Source organism: Acinetobacter sp. SwsAc5 (genome assembly GCF_013391485.1).
GTDB lineage: Bacteria > Pseudomonadota > Gammaproteobacteria > Pseudomonadales > Moraxellaceae > Acinetobacter > Acinetobacter towneri.
This window is the reverse complement of the sequence record NZ_JACAXD010000022.1, coordinates 34,671-49,053: the sequence shown is the minus strand read 5'-3', so window position 1 is coordinate 49,053 and position 14,383 is coordinate 34,671. Positions and strand designations below refer to the sequence as shown.

General features: G+C 39.3%; 10 protein-coding genes and 3 pseudogenes. 4 read left to right on the top strand and 9 right to left on the bottom strand.

What is annotated here, in order from left to right:
• Nucleotides 1-123: 123 nt before the first annotated feature.
• Entirely contained in the window at nt 124-666 is a 543-nt protein-coding gene (locus HYG89_RS12140) for a hypothetical protein (protein WP_256734009.1), read from the bottom strand.
• An 86-nt stretch (nt 667-752) separates the two neighbouring features.
• Between HYG89_RS12140 and HYG89_RS12135 the strand changes: the two are divergent.
• Nucleotides 753-913, top strand: a pseudogene (locus tag HYG89_RS12135) (VF530 family DNA-binding protein); the annotation flags it as partial.
• A 323-nt stretch (nt 914-1,236) separates the two neighbouring features.
• Here the strand turns inward: HYG89_RS12135 and HYG89_RS12130 are convergent.
• The 6 genes from HYG89_RS12130 to HYG89_RS12105 are packed head-to-tail and all read right to left on the bottom strand — an operon-like array spanning nt 1,237 to nt 8,060.
• Nucleotides 1,237-2,295 carry a 2,3-butanediol dehydrogenase gene (locus HYG89_RS12130; protein WP_004281883.1) on the bottom strand — a complete coding sequence of 353 codons (1,059 nt, stop codon included), beginning with the start codon at nt 2,293-2,295 and terminating at the stop codon, nt 1,237-1,239.
• Between the two features lie 21 nt (nt 2,296-2,316).
• Entirely contained in the window at nt 2,317-3,102 is a 786-nt protein-coding gene (locus HYG89_RS12125) for an acetoin reductase (RefSeq protein WP_178867733.1), read from the bottom strand.
• 11 nt (nt 3,103-3,113) lie between these two features.
• Complete coding sequence (gene lpdA, locus HYG89_RS12120) at nt 3,114-4,514, bottom strand: dihydrolipoyl dehydrogenase (RefSeq protein WP_178867732.1); 1,401 nt, start codon at nt 4,512-4,514, stop codon at nt 3,114-3,116.
• 11 nt (nt 4,515-4,525) lie between these two features.
• A complete protein-coding gene (locus tag HYG89_RS12115; RefSeq protein WP_178867730.1) occupies nt 4,526-6,061 on the bottom strand; it encodes a 2-oxo acid dehydrogenase subunit E2 in 1,536 nt (511 codons plus the stop codon).
• A 1-nt stretch (nt 6,062) separates the two neighbouring features.
• Nucleotides 6,063-7,082, bottom strand: coding sequence for an alpha-ketoacid dehydrogenase subunit beta (locus HYG89_RS12110; RefSeq protein ID WP_048881927.1), 1,020 nt, complete (start codon nt 7,080-7,082; stop codon nt 6,063-6,065).
• Nucleotides 7,083-7,097: 15 nt separating this feature from the next.
• Nucleotides 7,098-8,060, bottom strand: a complete 963-nt coding sequence (locus tag HYG89_RS12105; RefSeq protein ID WP_075166713.1) for a thiamine pyrophosphate-dependent dehydrogenase E1 component subunit alpha — start codon at nt 8,058-8,060, stop codon at nt 7,098-7,100.
• Nucleotides 8,061-8,402: 342 nt separating this feature from the next.
• On the opposite strand from HYG89_RS12105, the pseudogene lipA reads away from it, so the two are divergent.
• Both lipA and HYG89_RS12095 read left to right on the top strand, forming a co-directional pair.
• A pseudogene (gene lipA / locus HYG89_RS12100) lies at nt 8,403-9,376 on the top strand (lipoyl synthase).
• 233 nt (nt 9,377-9,609) lie between these two features.
• The gene (locus HYG89_RS12095) at nt 9,610-10,701 is read left to right on the top strand and encodes a transcriptional regulator (protein ID WP_136143940.1); all 1,092 of its coding nucleotides are present in this window, start codon (nt 9,610-9,612) and stop codon (nt 10,699-10,701) included.
• A gap of 150 nt (nt 10,702-10,851) precedes the next feature.
• On the opposite strand, the gene HYG89_RS12090 is transcribed toward HYG89_RS12095, so the two are convergent.
• Nucleotides 10,852-12,027 carry a Fic family protein gene (locus HYG89_RS12090; protein WP_131261975.1) on the bottom strand — a complete coding sequence of 392 codons (1,176 nt, stop codon included), beginning with the start codon at nt 12,025-12,027 and terminating at the stop codon, nt 10,852-10,854.
• 199 nt (nt 12,028-12,226) lie between these two features.
• Between HYG89_RS12090 and HYG89_RS12085 the strand changes: the two are divergent.
• Nucleotides 12,227-12,415, top strand: a pseudogene (locus tag HYG89_RS12085) (IS110 family transposase); the annotation flags it as partial.
• Nucleotides 12,416-12,619: 204 nt separating this feature from the next.
• Here HYG89_RS12085 and HYG89_RS12080 read toward each other — a convergent pair.
• A complete protein-coding gene (locus tag HYG89_RS12080; RefSeq protein WP_178867728.1) occupies nt 12,620-14,344 on the bottom strand; it encodes a bifunctional protein-serine/threonine kinase/phosphatase in 1,725 nt (574 codons plus the stop codon).
• Nucleotides 14,345-14,383: the final 39 nt, after the last annotated feature.

Genomic DNA, 14,383 nt, shown 5'->3' with positions numbered 1-14,383 from the left:
TATATTAAAGCTGAAATGCTAATTTTTTATAATTTGTAATTATATGTAACTAATAGAACACAGATACCCTATTAGTCTCAAATTTGGGACTAGAGTCCACCATTAGATAACGTGGACTCTTTTTTATTGGGACATTTTTTTCAGAGAAGATGATATTTCTTTTAGTGATTCTTTAATTTCACGCTGGAAAGTAGATTCACTTATATCAACATCTGAAAACTCCATAGGATTAATAATGACTTTATTAACTATCTTTCTTTTACAAAGTTGTAGGGCTGTACGGCTATAAAAAGTAATCTCTACTTCCAAAGGCTTATTATCTAAAGCCTCTTTCAGTCCACCAAACTGCCCCCATGAATAAACTATTTTTTCATCAGGGAATAATATTGATAAACCACTAATTAAAGCACCTGATTCATAATTTTTCTTAGGATCTCTTAAACCTGTTATGCCATAAGCTTTCTCAGGAATACCAGTAGGACTAGAAAATTTAATATCTCTAGCAATTCCCTTACCGATATTATGAATAACAAGATTAATCATTGTAGGTCTTGTTAAATCTACTTTTGCATAAACAACAACATCACCAATAGAATTATTGTAATAAACAATATAAGCAACGATCAGTGATGTAAGTGCAACAATTAAAGTTAGTATGTCAATCATTTTCGATCTTAGTCATTCTGAAGTCGCATAACTTCATTTTATGTTAAATAAATAACACCTGTCATTTTGTTCATTATTTCTGATGTGGCTTTGATGGCTTAAGTCGTAAAATTGAAATTAGATGTTTTTGTATAGATCCAAGTGTTAAGTCATCATTACGGTTTTACGTACCACACCATTGGCACGTGAAAAAGTTGAAAGCTTATATTTGTATGTCTTACGTCAAAAAGCCAAACAAAAATCGTAGCTATCAAAACTCAGCATAATATTTTATACCAAACAGAAAACTAAACTTATTGAATAGCCAATGATTTTGTAGATACCTTTCAATTAGTGGTAGACTGCCACCACTCTCCTGGCAAAATTTAGTCTATATCCCTATGGTTTATTTAAAAACTTATTTTCTATCTTTACTAGACTGTATGATCAAAATCATACTGGCACTCAACACTGTAAATTTGAGAATGAATCTGTACGTACAGACTCATTCCCTATCTATAAAGATATTAGAAATAGCTACATAGAGTTTATTTCTAGTTTATTCAAATTAGTCGTTCAAATTAGGCTTTACTATGGATGAACAATAATTTTTACAGCCGATTCATTATTATGAATCAACGTTTCAAAGCCTTTAGAAACAAGATCATCTAATGCAATACGTTGGGTAATAAAAGGTTCTAGATTAATCTTACCTTGCTCGACTAAACGGATAGTTTCCTGATGATCATTTACATAAGCAATCGTGCCACGAATATCTAGCTCTTTCATCACCACACTATGTACATTAATTGTGGCAGGATGGCTCCAAATAGAAACGATAACGACTACACCAGTTGGTTTCATTGCTGCAACGAGTGTATCCATGACTTTATTGACACTACTACATTCAAAAGCGACATCTACACCGCGGTCTTCTGTAATTTTCATTACCTCAGCAACTACATCAACCTTAGATGGGTCTAGTACATAATCGGCAACACCCGCTTCTATCGCTTTTTCTTTACGTTTTGCACTCAGTTCAGTAATGATGACCGTGAGACCTTTAGCCTTTAAAATAGCAGATAAAAGTAAGCCTATTGGGCCTGCTCCACCAACCAGTGCGATATCGCCAGCTTTTGCGCCACTTCTGACATAGGCATGATGACCGACAGATAAAGGTTCTATCAATGCTGCTTGGTCTAAAGGAATATCATTTGAAATAGGATGAACCCAACGCCGCTGAACTGCAATTTTTTCAGAAAGACCACCACCGCGTCCGCCTAAACCAATAAAGTTCATATTTTTTGATAAATGATACTTATCATTGGGGCCAGTCGGGACATCATCCGCAATAATATAGGGTTCAACTACGACATGTTGTCCAATTTGGATATCGTCTACACCCTCACCAACTGCATAAACTACGCCTGAAAATTCATGTCCCATTGTTACAGGTGCAGATTCTCCCGAAATTGGATGTGGATGACCACAAGGTGGAATAAAAATAGGGCCTTCCATGAATTCATGTAAATCTGTACCGCAAATACCGCACCATGCAACTTGAATTCCAACTGTGCCTGGAAGTACTTTCGGTTCAGGGATATCTTCAATTCGAATATCCCCTCGATCATAAAAACGAGCTGCTTTCATTGTGTATTCCTTATGTTGATATTAACGGTAAACCATTCCACCATCTGTCAAAATAGACTGACCTGTAATATAGTTTGCATCCTCGCTGGCTAAAAATACAACTAATGCAGCCACGTCATCTGGTGTTTCAGCACGTCCTAAAGCAATACCATCTACATATTTTTTATACGTTTGACCAATTGGTGCACCTGTAATTTCAGAGAACCGCTGATCTATTTCGACCCACATGTCTGTACCAACAACACCCGGACAATAGCTGTTTACCGTAATTTTAGCACTGGCATATTCTTTAGCCGCAGCTTGCGTCAATGCACGAACTGCAAATTTAGTTGCCGAATAAACACCGAGCAAAGCAAAACCTTCATGACCTGCTATTGAGCATGCATTAATAATTTTTCCAGCCTGTTGGCGTTGTTTAAATTTATTTGCTGCGGCTTGAATCCCCCAAAGTACACCACCGACATTGATGTTCATAATTTGGGTAAATTCACTCGGCGTTACTTCTGCCAAAGCTTTGACTTGTGCAATACCTGCATTATTAATCATGATATCAAAACCATTAAGTGTCGATTCTGCATGATTAATAGCGTCACTGATTTGTATTGGATCTGAAATATCCGCAATAAATGTGGTGGCTTTTACGCCAAAGGCTTCAACCTCTTTTTGAACACTATTTAACTTTTCTTGATGAAGATCGACCAAGGCAATATGAACACCTTCTTGTGCTAAACGTAAGGCAATACCACGTCCAATGCCTTGTGCCGCACCCGTAATTAAAGCAACTTTGTTGTTTAAACCTCTAGGCATGTTGCGACTCCTTAAATATGGATTGCACGTTGCATCGCCGACAAGACCGACTCATGCATCGCCTCAGACAAAGTAGGATGAGGGAAAATGACCTGCGCTAAGCTTTCATCGGTAGCTTCTAGGTATTTCGCGATAGCAAAACCTTGAATGTGTTCGGTGACTTCATGTCCAACCATGTGAGCACCCAACAATTCACCCGTTTCCTGACTAAAAATGGTTTTAATAAATCCTGCGCTATCGCCCAAAGCCAATGCCTTACCATTGGCTTGCAAAGGAAACTTACCCACATTGATATTCAAGCCCGCAGCTTTCGCTTTCTGTTCTGTCAAACCAATACTGGCCACTTGCGGATGGGTAAAAATACAGCCCGGAATTTGTGTACGATCTAAAGCATGTACATGACTTAGGCCTGCAATTTTCTCCACACAAAGAATGGCTTCATGACTGGCTTTGTGTGCCAAACACGGTGCGCCTGCGACATCACCAATTGCATAAATGCCCACTACATTGGTTTTACACCATGAGTCGACTTTAATAAAACCATTCTCAAATTCAATTCCCAAAGCTTCTAGGCCAAGATTTTCAGCATTTGGTTTCACGCCAATAGCTGAAAGCACCTTTTCAACAGTAATGATTTGTACACCTGTGGCAGTTTCAATATGACAATGTACTTGAGCCTGATCAGTTTCTATTTTTTTTACAGTCGCTTCGGTTAAAACCTGCATACCCTGCTGTTCAAATTGCTTTTGTACATACTTCGCAACCTCAATGTCTTCGCTAGGAAGAATCTGCTTTGCAATATCAACCAAGGTGACTTGGCAGCCTAAGTCTTGGTATAGGCTTGCAAACTCACTGCCTATAGCACCCGAACCAATGACTAGTAAAGATTTTGGTAATTGTTCTGGAACTAAAGCCTCTTTATAACTCCAGACCTGATGGCCATCTACAGGAATATGAGGCAAATTGGCCGCACGTGCGCCTGTTGCGACAATAATATGCGGTGCAGAAATCTGCTGTTTTTGACCATTCGCATCTGTAAGCTCTAATTGCTCTTTGGCAATAAACTGGGCTGCTGCGTTAAAAACAGTGATTTGATTTTTTTTCAATAGTTGACCGATACCTTGCACCAGTTGCTCAGAAACCTGTCTGCTATGATGGACCAGTTTTTGAATGTCAAAATCAATCGCGTTAAGCGTAAAGCCAAACTGCCCTGCATGTTTGAACTGCTGCGCAAGCGCAGCTCCGCTCAATAAAGCCTTGGTTGGAATGCATCCCCAATTAAGACATACTCCGCCTAAGTGTTGTTTTTCAATGATTGCCGTTTTTAATCCCAGTTGCGCTGCGCGAATCGCAGCGACATATCCTCCAGGACCAGCACCAATAACCACAAGATCAAATTGTGTATCTGACATGACTATTCCTCCTACACCAAAATTAATGCAGGATTTTCGACAAACTGCTTAAATGCCGATAAGAATTGAGCACCCAACGCACCATCAATGACACGATGATCACAAGACAATGTTGCGGTCACCATTTCACGAACAACAATCTCATCATTTTCAACGACAGCACGTTTCTCTGCTGCACCTAAGGCTAGAATTGCACCTTGAGGCGGGTTAATAATGGCATCAAACTGTTGAATACCAAGCATGCCTAAATTGGAAATACTGAAACTGCCCCCTTGAAACTCATCAGGTGCCAATTTTCCAGTTTTGGCACGTGTCGCCAGATCACGCATATCATTGGAAATTTGCGCCAAAGATTTACGGTTCGCTGCTTTAATAATTGGCGTGATCAGTCCATTTTCGATGGCTACAGCAACCGAAATATCAGCCTGTTCAAACTGTAAAATCTGCTGATTCTCTTCATCAAACTGAACATTAACTTGTGGAACTTTAATCAGTGCAGCAGCAGCAGCTTTAATCAGCATATCGTTAATGGACAGTTTGACTTGCGGTACAGTACTGTTAATTTGCTGACGCAAAACCTGAACCGACTCAACATTTAAGTCTATCGTTAAGCGAAAATGTGGTGCATTGCGTTTTGCCGCTTGTAGCCGTGCAGCGATTGCTTTACGCATACCATTCATAGCTACGGTGGTGAATTTTGCAGACTCTGTTGGATGCGCATACTCAGTATGTTGAGCTTGTACAGGATTTTCCCGTTGATATACAGCTTCAACATCTTCCTTACAGACTCGTCCACGTGAACCCGATGCACGACAATCATGCAAATTAATGCCCCATTGTTTTGCCAAACGGCGGGCAACAGGTGTCGCTAGAACATAACTGTAATCTGCTTTAGATTTCGCGGCTTTCGTGCTGGCTTGATGACGTACATCTGGCCAAGAACCACCAGCAGCTTGAACTGCGGCCTGAATATCTTGAACACTGATACGGCCTTCACGTCCAGAACCCGTAATCTGAGCCAAGTTTACATTATGCTTTTCAGCCAATTTCAAGGCATGTGGCGTTGCAAAAATATCATCGCTTTGTTGGTAGCCTTGTAACTCATCAGGAATAGAATATCCGCCCTGAGTCACCGCTTTTGATCCATTACCCACACTGTTCTGTTTAGGAGCAGCTTGTACTTTGGTTTCAACTTGAGCCACATCGACTTTTTCAGGAACCGCTGCTACCGCTTTATTTTCAGTTACAGCAGGTGTTCCACCTAAAGACTGTGCAAATGCTTCAACTTCTGCATCGGAAACTTGAGCGTCTGCACAAATTGCAATGATTCCACCTACGACCAGTGTGTCACCATCGTTAGCAATAATTTTTCGTAGCAGGCCATCAAAAGGTGCCTCCAATACATTGACGATTTTTGTGGTTTCAATTTCACAAATTTCCTGTCCTTTACTAAATTGGGTACCTTCCTGAATCAGCCATTGGGCAATCGTGCCCTCTTCCATGGACAAACCCCATTTTGGGATTTCTAAGGTTTTAATTTCGCTCATCCTAAGCCTCCAACGTCTTACGTACAGCCTGTTCGATGCGTTCTACACTGGGTAGCCATTCTTTTTCTAATACTGGCGAAAATGGTACGGGTGAGTGTGGTGGAGTGACTAACTCGATTGGTGCTTTAAGATAATGAAAGCCTTTCTGGGCAATAAGCGCAGCCACATCATGTCCGAAACCACAACGTGCTGCTGATTCATCTACAATCACCACACGACCTGTTGAAGCTACTGACTCTAAAATGCCATCTTCGTCTAATGGTGAAATGGTTCTAGGGTCAACCACTTCAACCGAAATGCCTTCTTTTGCGAGCTTATCAGCGACTTCATTGGCACGATGCACCATCAAACTTAAGGCAATAATGGTGATATCTGTGCCTTCACGGGTGTAATTTGCGACACCAAAAGGAATAGTGTAGGACTCATCTGGCACTTCGCCCTTAATGTCGTACAACAACTTGTGTTCACAAAAGACTACTGGGTCGTCATCTCGAATGGCTTGAATCAACAACCCTTTTACATCATAGGCACTTGAAGGCACCACCACTTTTAAACCAGGCACTGAGGCAAACACGTTATATGGCGACTGAGAATGCTGCGCTGCTGCGGAAAAACCTGCACCAATCATGCCACGTACAACGAGTGGCGCTTTGGCTTTGCCGCCAAACATGTAGCGAAATTTAGCTGCTTGGTTATACAGCATGTCATAACACACGCCGTAAAAATCCATGAACATTAAATCTGCCACAGGTCTTAAACCCGTTGCAGCAGCACCTGCCGCCATACCAATAATCGCTGATTCTGTAATTGGAGTATCAATGACTCGTTCAGAACCAAATTCAGTCCATAAGCCTTTGGTTACACCAAGTACACCGCCAAAACCTTCCAGCTTATTATCATCGGTATTTTTACCACCATGTCCACCACGAACATCTTCACCGACCACAATGACACTTGGGTCTCGGCGCATTTCTAATTCAATTGCTTCTTTAATCGCGTTTCGATAACTTTTATTTGGCATTTTTCTACTATTCCTTTAGTAAGAGACGTATACATCGGTAAGTAACTGAGAAACTTCTGGGTACTTAGCTGCACGTGCCTTTGCAACGGCATCGTCTACATTGGCTTTAGACTGAGCGTCAATCGCATCGAGCTTGGCTTCGTCAATTTTGTCTTTGACTTTTTCGCGGAATATTTTCAATGGATCTTTATGTTCTTTGACATAATCCAGTTCTTCTTTAGAACGGATAAGCCCTGGATCACCTTCAAAATGTCCATAAAATCGGTTGGTTACCGTTTCAATCACACTCGGACCTTCACCACGGCGGGCACGTTCAATGGCTTTTTGTGCAACTTCATACACAGCAAAAAAGTCTGTTCCATCTACTTTTTCAGCGGGTAAGCCAAAACCTGCTGCTCGGCCTGCAATATCTTTACTGCCTACGGCATAATCATGTGCAGTACCTTCACCAAAACCGTTATTTTCAAAAACAAAAATGACAGGAAGCTTTAACACAACAGCCATATTAATGGCTTCAAAAGTTAAGCCCTGATTTGAACCGCCATCACCGGTAAAAGATAGACCAATCCCACCATTTTTGAGTGTTTTAGCACTTAAAGCTGCCCCAATAGCCAAAGGTGGACCACCACCCACAATACCGTTTGCACCGAGCATGCCTTTATCTAAATCCGCAATGTGCATTGAGCCGCCTTTACCACGACACAAACCATCATCTTTACCAAAAATTTCTAGCATCATGGCGTGAATGTCACAGCCCTTAGCAATACAATGTCCATGTCCACGGTGTGTTGATGTAATGAAGTCCTTATCTGTTAAATTTTCGCAAATCCCTACTGCAACAGCTTCCTCACCGCTATAGAGATGGATGAAACCTGGGATATCACCTGTATTGTTTTCATCGTGAAGTCGATCCTCAAATTCACGAATGTCGCGCATTCTTTTGTATGCTGCTAGCAATTGCTCTTCCGTTAATTGCATATCTTTGTTCCTTATTTACTACGCTTAAAAGAAAATCCAAAATTGAATAATTGGATTTTTAAATCGTATATTTATATAAGAATATTTTTACTTAATTTCATATTAGACTAAAAAAATATAATCCATAAAAAGATGAGATAAATATTAAAAACAGAAGGTTATGAAATTAAAAATTTTTGTAAAATTTTACAATAGTTCAATCACATACAAAAACAAACCTTTAACCAACCTTTGTTTTATATGATAAGTTTTTTGCCCTGTTTTAATATTATTAATCCATTTAAATCAGTTTATTTAATATCAGGGTATATCTTAATTATTTTAAATGATGGAGTGTTTGTAATGGATTTAAATAACACAGTATTAACTGGAAAGAAGCTACGTGGCGCTGAAAAAATGGCGCGTATTCCAATTAAAGTTGTTCCAACGGAAACGACACCGAAAAAGCCAGAATGGATTCGGACTAAAATTAGTCAACCTGAGGAAGTTCAAATCATTAAGGATTTATTACGACAACAGGAACTACATACGGTTTGTGAAGAAGCGGCCTGCCCCAATTTGCCACAATGCTTTAGCGGAGGGACTGCAACGTTTATGATCATGGGAGATATTTGTACTCGACGCTGCCCATTCTGTGATGTCGCACATGGTCGTCCTAATATCCTAGATCCTAATGAGCCAAAGCATCTGGCTGAAACAGTCAAGAATCTAAACTTAAAGTATGTCGTGATTACTTCTGTTGATCGAGACGACTTAAAAGATGGTGGTGCACAGCATTTTGCAGATTGCATTCGAGAAATTCGTCAAACCAGTCCAGAGACTCTGATAGAAATTTTGGTTCCTGATTTTCGTGGTCGTGCAGATATTGCCCTGAAGATTCTGAGCCAAAACCCACCTGATGTTTTTAATCATAATATTGAAACCGTGCCACGTCTGTATAAAGCCATGCGACCAGGCGCTACTATAAGCACTCATTGGATTTACTCAAGAAATTTAAACACTACTGTCCCGATATTCCAACCAAATGCGGTTTGATGGTCGGTTTAGGAGAAGTCGAGGCTGAGGTTATTGTCTTATTAAATGATTTGAAAGATTACCACGTTGACTATGTCACAATCGGTCAATACTTACAGCCATCTAAGTCTCATGCGCCAATTCATCGTTTTGTTACGTTGCAAGAGTTTAAGCATTATCAAACACATGGAGAGCGCTTAGCGTTTAAAAATATTTGGAGTGCGCCATTAGTACGATCAAGTTATTTTGCAGACCGTCAGTATCATGGTGAAGCTGTGCCTAGCCCTTACATGAGCGAATGAATTTTCATCCTATTTACGTTTATTAACATTTCAGATGGAAATAGCCATTTTCAGCTCATAAGAACACTTTTAAAGTAACTCAAGGACTGGTAAAGCCATAAGATATGATTTAACCAAGCAAAGATAAAAGCATTTAAAATTGAAGCAAGAAGAAATGACGTAAATGACTATAAATTTGGAAACTCATTTCTAAAATTTAAAAATATTACAGTCTGATCATAAAGGAATATGATATGAACCTGTTCAATACCGCATCTGCAAAAAATCTGCAAACAACCCATTTAATTAATCAACATACTGTACATGCGGCTCCTGTTTTAGCCTTACCTCCAGAAGATAAAACGTCTTTATTTCGCCGCTCTATCCAACATAATTATGCCGACTTACTCAAAATAGCTGATGATTCAGATATGGCGATTGGTCTCACAGATCATCAAGGTACTCTGTTATGGACATGGAGTAGTTCTGCAATGCTTTCTTCTGCCGAACAGGTTCATTTTATTGAGGGTGGGCATTGGTCTACACAGGCTGTTGGGACCAATGCGATAGGTATGACTTTAAACAGCCAAATATCAAGTTGTGTCTATTCTCATGAAAACCAAATGGACAGTGTTCGAGATTGGGTTTGTTATGCCGCGCCGATCTGGGATCCGACATCAGGGCAATTTCATGGCATTATTAACCTTTCCACAAAATATAAAAAACATACTCCTTTGGGGCTGCTTGCAGTTGAACGCTGTGCAGATTTAATACAACGAGCCATAAAGTTTGAACAGCAGAATTTTTTATACATTAAGGCGCTAGGCTCGCCTTGGGTTCAATTTAATGGGCATACCTTGAACTTGAGTCACCGTCAAATTGAAATACTTTGCATTTTAGCTTTGCACCCCCATGGCATTGGTTTAGAAGAGTTACACTATGCCCTTTATGGTGAGCGTAGTGTCAGCTTAAAAACCCTAAAGGCTGAGCTTTCACAACTTCGTAGCCTATTACCTCATTCAATTGAGCCTCGGATTTATAGGCTTAGCTGTGAAGTCCAATGTGATTTTTTAAGTGCTGAACAATCATTAAATGCAAATCTTATTTCCAGTACATTCTCACTATATAAAGGTAGCTTTCTCTCTAAATCAGAAAGCCCTTTACTCAGCACTTGGAGACATTGTTTTGATGCCCGTTTGAGCCAGTTGATCTATCAAATAAAGGATATCGATCAGTTATTAAGAATTATTGGGCAGACACATGACCGAATTGATGCTGTACAGCGTTTATTAGAGTTATTACCACAGGACAGTATCCACCGTAATTATTTTTCAAATCTGATTTAGATTTGATCTGTTGCTTCAATTCTAAAGTTTTATTGTGAAACAGATTGAAAAGGAAGCTTGATTTTCATACTCCTTTAATGAGAATGTACGATCAAGTCTGAACTAATACAGAATATCGCTTATAAAGCTTATAAATAAGCTTTTAGTTGTTCAAACAAGTGAGACCACCTCTTTTTGAGTAAACTTTTCTTTATCAATTTTCAGCACGTAGCGGGTATTACGCCCACCACCTTCCAGTTTATACAGCACATCGTTTTCCAAAAGCTCGGTTAGGTGACGTGTTGCTGTAGCCTTACTTACTCCAGTGAGCTTTTGATACTGTGAAGCATTAATTCCGAGAGGGAAATCATTCTCTTCGCCATTGAGTAAACGATTTAAAACTTTATTCTGGGCTTCATTGAATTCGATATGAGAATAAGTGCTCCAAAATTTCGCTTTAGTGATCGTTCGATCAAGTCGTAGTAAAGACCTATCGATACTTTTTTCTAAGGTGTTTAAAAACCAGACCAACCACTCATTGATTGTATAAGTATCATTCTGGCATTTCTCAAGGACCTCATAATAACTACTACGATTTTCATGAATGGCCACGGACATAGCATATAAACGGATACTTTGGTGATCCATTTGAGCTAATGCTAAATCTGTAATAACACGCGTAATACGACCATTACCATCTTCAAATGGATGTAATGTCACAAACCAAAAATGAGCAAGTGCAGCTCGCAATAACGGATCAAGCATTACATCTTCTCTAGAACTATTGAACCATTCTATAAATTCATTCATTAGTCCCTGTAAATGCTCTCCACCCTCAGGTGCTTCAAAGTAAACCTTGGTAGTAGTACCATAAAGAGAACCACCAACAACCTGCATTGGTGCCTCGTTATCACGAATTTCTCCTACTTTGATTTTTTGCGCAGCATAATCAAAGCGTTCTATAGTTTGAAAAAGCCAGTTATGCCATTGTAATAAGCGCTCCATTGTTAATGGCGCATTATGATTGCTCACTGCATCCATCATGATATTGGCTAAACCTTCATTTTTATCTTTAATGGGTGCAGGATTTTCTTCTGTTACCCCTAAACGCCGAGCTAATGAGGATTTGAGTGAACGAACATTCAACTTCTCATCTTCAATGAGTGAGGATGCGACTAGATTTGTGAGCAGTGTATCTAATGGTAATGCCTCAGCTTCTGGTGATACTTTGCTCTCTCCGACTAATTGACCTATCTTCTTATGAATTAAACGTAATTTTACTGTGACAAGTGCTTCATCCCATTTAAATTTAGTCCAGTTTGCTTTTTGCCATACCCATTTTTTCATAAGCATTCCCCCTACTGTATGAGCCGATTGTAACACCTATTCGGCTCATTTAGTGAGCTATTAATTCAGTTATTCAGCTCATTTATGACGATTGACCTAATAAAACCTAGATTGTGAGCCGAATAATTGGCTTAAACAGCTCATATAGTGAGCCAAATATACAGGTTATTCGGCTCATTTACTTCTTTTAGCCATTAGGTTGGTTATGTCAGCATTAACAGCGATTAAATATAATCCACACATTGAAGCTTTATATCAACGATTATTAAGCCAGGTTAAAAATAAAATGTGTGCTTTAGGTGCTGCAATGCGCAAGCTTATACATCTGTGTTATGGCGTTTTAAAACATCAGACTGCCTATCAAAGAGATTATTTATTGGTCGAATAATATCAAAACCTGATTGACTACCAAGACGCTATCTCATCTCAGAATATTGAGTCTCCGACAAACCTGGTACGGTTCACTATAGGGTTCTTGTTTTATCTAGTTGTGGATTGATTGCTGCGCTTTTGACAGTCAATCTCATAGTCTAGTTTGAATAAAAACTTATCTATGTACCTTCAATTTTAAGCATGGTTTGATTCTCTCTTTTCAAATAAATGGCCATGCAATACTCAGTAAAAATAATAGCCCTAATACGGTGCAACTAATTTGCCAAAAACGCAAAGGATCTCGTTCAATGATTGCTGGTGGTTTAGAGTTTAATAATTCTTTGGAAGGATGCATTAGATTATGAATGAGTTCAGATAAGGCCTCAAAACGATGGGTCGGTTCAATACTCAGCGCTTGGCCTAAAATTTTATCTAACCATATAGGTAAATCAGGCCGATATTTCCTGATGGAATAGTATTGAACTTTTTTAAGCTGCTTTAAACTGTTACAGCGAGCTAAATCTGTCCCATAAGGTAATTGTTTGGTCAGTAAATAATAGGCCATTACCGCCAAAGAAAATTGGTCTGAATGTACAGATGGCGAATGATCAATAAAATACTCCGGTGCCATAAATGCTAAGGTTCCGAGTGGTCGATTCGCATTTTTAGGATTAATTTCGACCAGGCCTCTTACTGCTGTTGAACCATAATCAATCAGTTTAATTTTCATGGCACTTTCTGTATTTAAAACAATGATGTTTTTTGGCCGTATATCCTGATGCAGCATCTCCAGCCGGTGCATTGCATTTAAAGCCAAAGCTGTTTGTTGCAAAATTGGTAAAATCTCATCGAGATTTAAAGGCTTTTCCTGGCGATGCAGCCATTGAGCCAAAGTTTCACCCTGTAAATATTCATAACATTGGAATAAATATTTTTTCTCAGTGTTATGTGGATAACACTGCATCAGGTTGTCATGCTTCAGACGTTTTGATACCCAATCTTCGAGTTGAAATTGCTCTACGGCATACTTATCTTGCTGTAAATCTACCCCCAAAGTTTTTATAACCAAAGGCTGCTGCTGAGTATCGTGTGCCAAATACAGGCAACTGCGATGATTTTGGTGCAAAATCTTATCAATCACATAGCCTTCAAAAACTTCACCTTTACTGAGCTGTTGTGGAAATACATAATCCTGCTGAATATGAAACTGATTCAGTTCAGGCAACTGTTCTACACGGATCACCTGGAAACTTAAGTTATCATCACTGCCCTGTTCTAAAGCTTTTTCAACTAATCCTTTGGCAAGTTGATTTAAATCTGCATCTATTAAAGTTAAATCTAATAATTGTTGATCTGTGACAAATTCATAGACCCCATCGGTCATTAGTAAAAAAATATCTTTTTCTTTAAGTTCAATATTTCGATAATCAATTTCAATACGATAATCCGCACCTAAGGCTCGACTAAGATAATGCTCTTTGGAAGACAACCAGACACGATGATCATGGGTTAGTAATTCAATTTCATGATCGCGAATGCGGTAAATACGACTATCACCAACATGAAAAACATGGGCTTGTTGCTGTTTTAAAATCAGTGCAGATAAGGTACAGACATACCCTCGGTCTTTATCAAAACGTCCTTGACTTTGTTGAGTCTGTGCATAAAGCCATGAATTGGTCGCGCGGATCACTCGTTCTGCTGAAGTCTGTGTACTCCAGGCATCTGAAGTAGAATAATAGTCAGATAAAAAACTACCAACGGCTGTTTCTGCTGCAAGATGACTGACATTACTGCTACCGATTCCATCCGCTATAACACATGCAATACCTTTCTGTTTCAGCATATGTCCTTCGGGCAGATATACTCCATGGAAATCCTGGTTCTGTTGTTTAACTCCGGCAGTAGAATATTGCCCAATACTGACTTTTAATGTTTTTTTCATGCTGAAAGCTCAAAAAGGGATCTATATGATCCCTTTATA

What these genes read in the sequence shown, in the direction of transcription:
- HYG89_RS12130 (WP_004281883.1), bottom strand. Translation starts at nt 2,295, where the DNA reads ATGAAAGCAGCTCGTTTTTATGATCGAGGGGATATTCGAATTGAAGAT.
- HYG89_RS12115 (WP_178867730.1), bottom strand. Translation starts at nt 6,061, where the DNA reads ATGAGCGAAATTAAAACCTTAGAAATCCCAAAATGGGGTTTGTCCATG.
- HYG89_RS12140 (WP_256734009.1), bottom strand. Translation starts at nt 666, where the DNA reads ATGATTGACATACTAACTTTAATTGTTGCACTTACATCACTGATCGTT.
- HYG89_RS12080 (WP_178867728.1), bottom strand. Translation starts at nt 14,344, where the DNA reads ATGAAAAAAACATTAAAAGTCAGTATTGGGCAATATTCTACTGCCGGA.
- HYG89_RS12105 (WP_075166713.1), bottom strand. Translation starts at nt 8,060, where the DNA reads ATGCAATTAACGGAAGAGCAATTGCTAGCAGCATACAAAAGAATGCGC.
- HYG89_RS12125 (WP_178867733.1), bottom strand. Translation starts at nt 3,102, where the DNA reads ATGCCTAGAGGTTTAAACAACAAAGTTGCTTTAATTACGGGTGCGGCA.
- HYG89_RS12095 (WP_136143940.1), top strand. Translation starts at nt 9,610, where the DNA reads ATGAACCTGTTCAATACCGCATCTGCAAAAAATCTGCAAACAACCCAT.
- HYG89_RS12110 (WP_048881927.1), bottom strand. Translation starts at nt 7,082, where the DNA reads ATGCCAAATAAAAGTTATCGAAACGCGATTAAAGAAGCAATTGAATTA.
- lpdA (WP_178867732.1), bottom strand. Translation starts at nt 4,514, where the DNA reads ATGTCAGATACACAATTTGATCTTGTGGTTATTGGTGCTGGTCCTGGA.
- HYG89_RS12090 (WP_131261975.1), bottom strand. Translation starts at nt 12,027, where the DNA reads ATGAAAAAATGGGTATGGCAAAAAGCAAACTGGACTAAATTTAAATGG.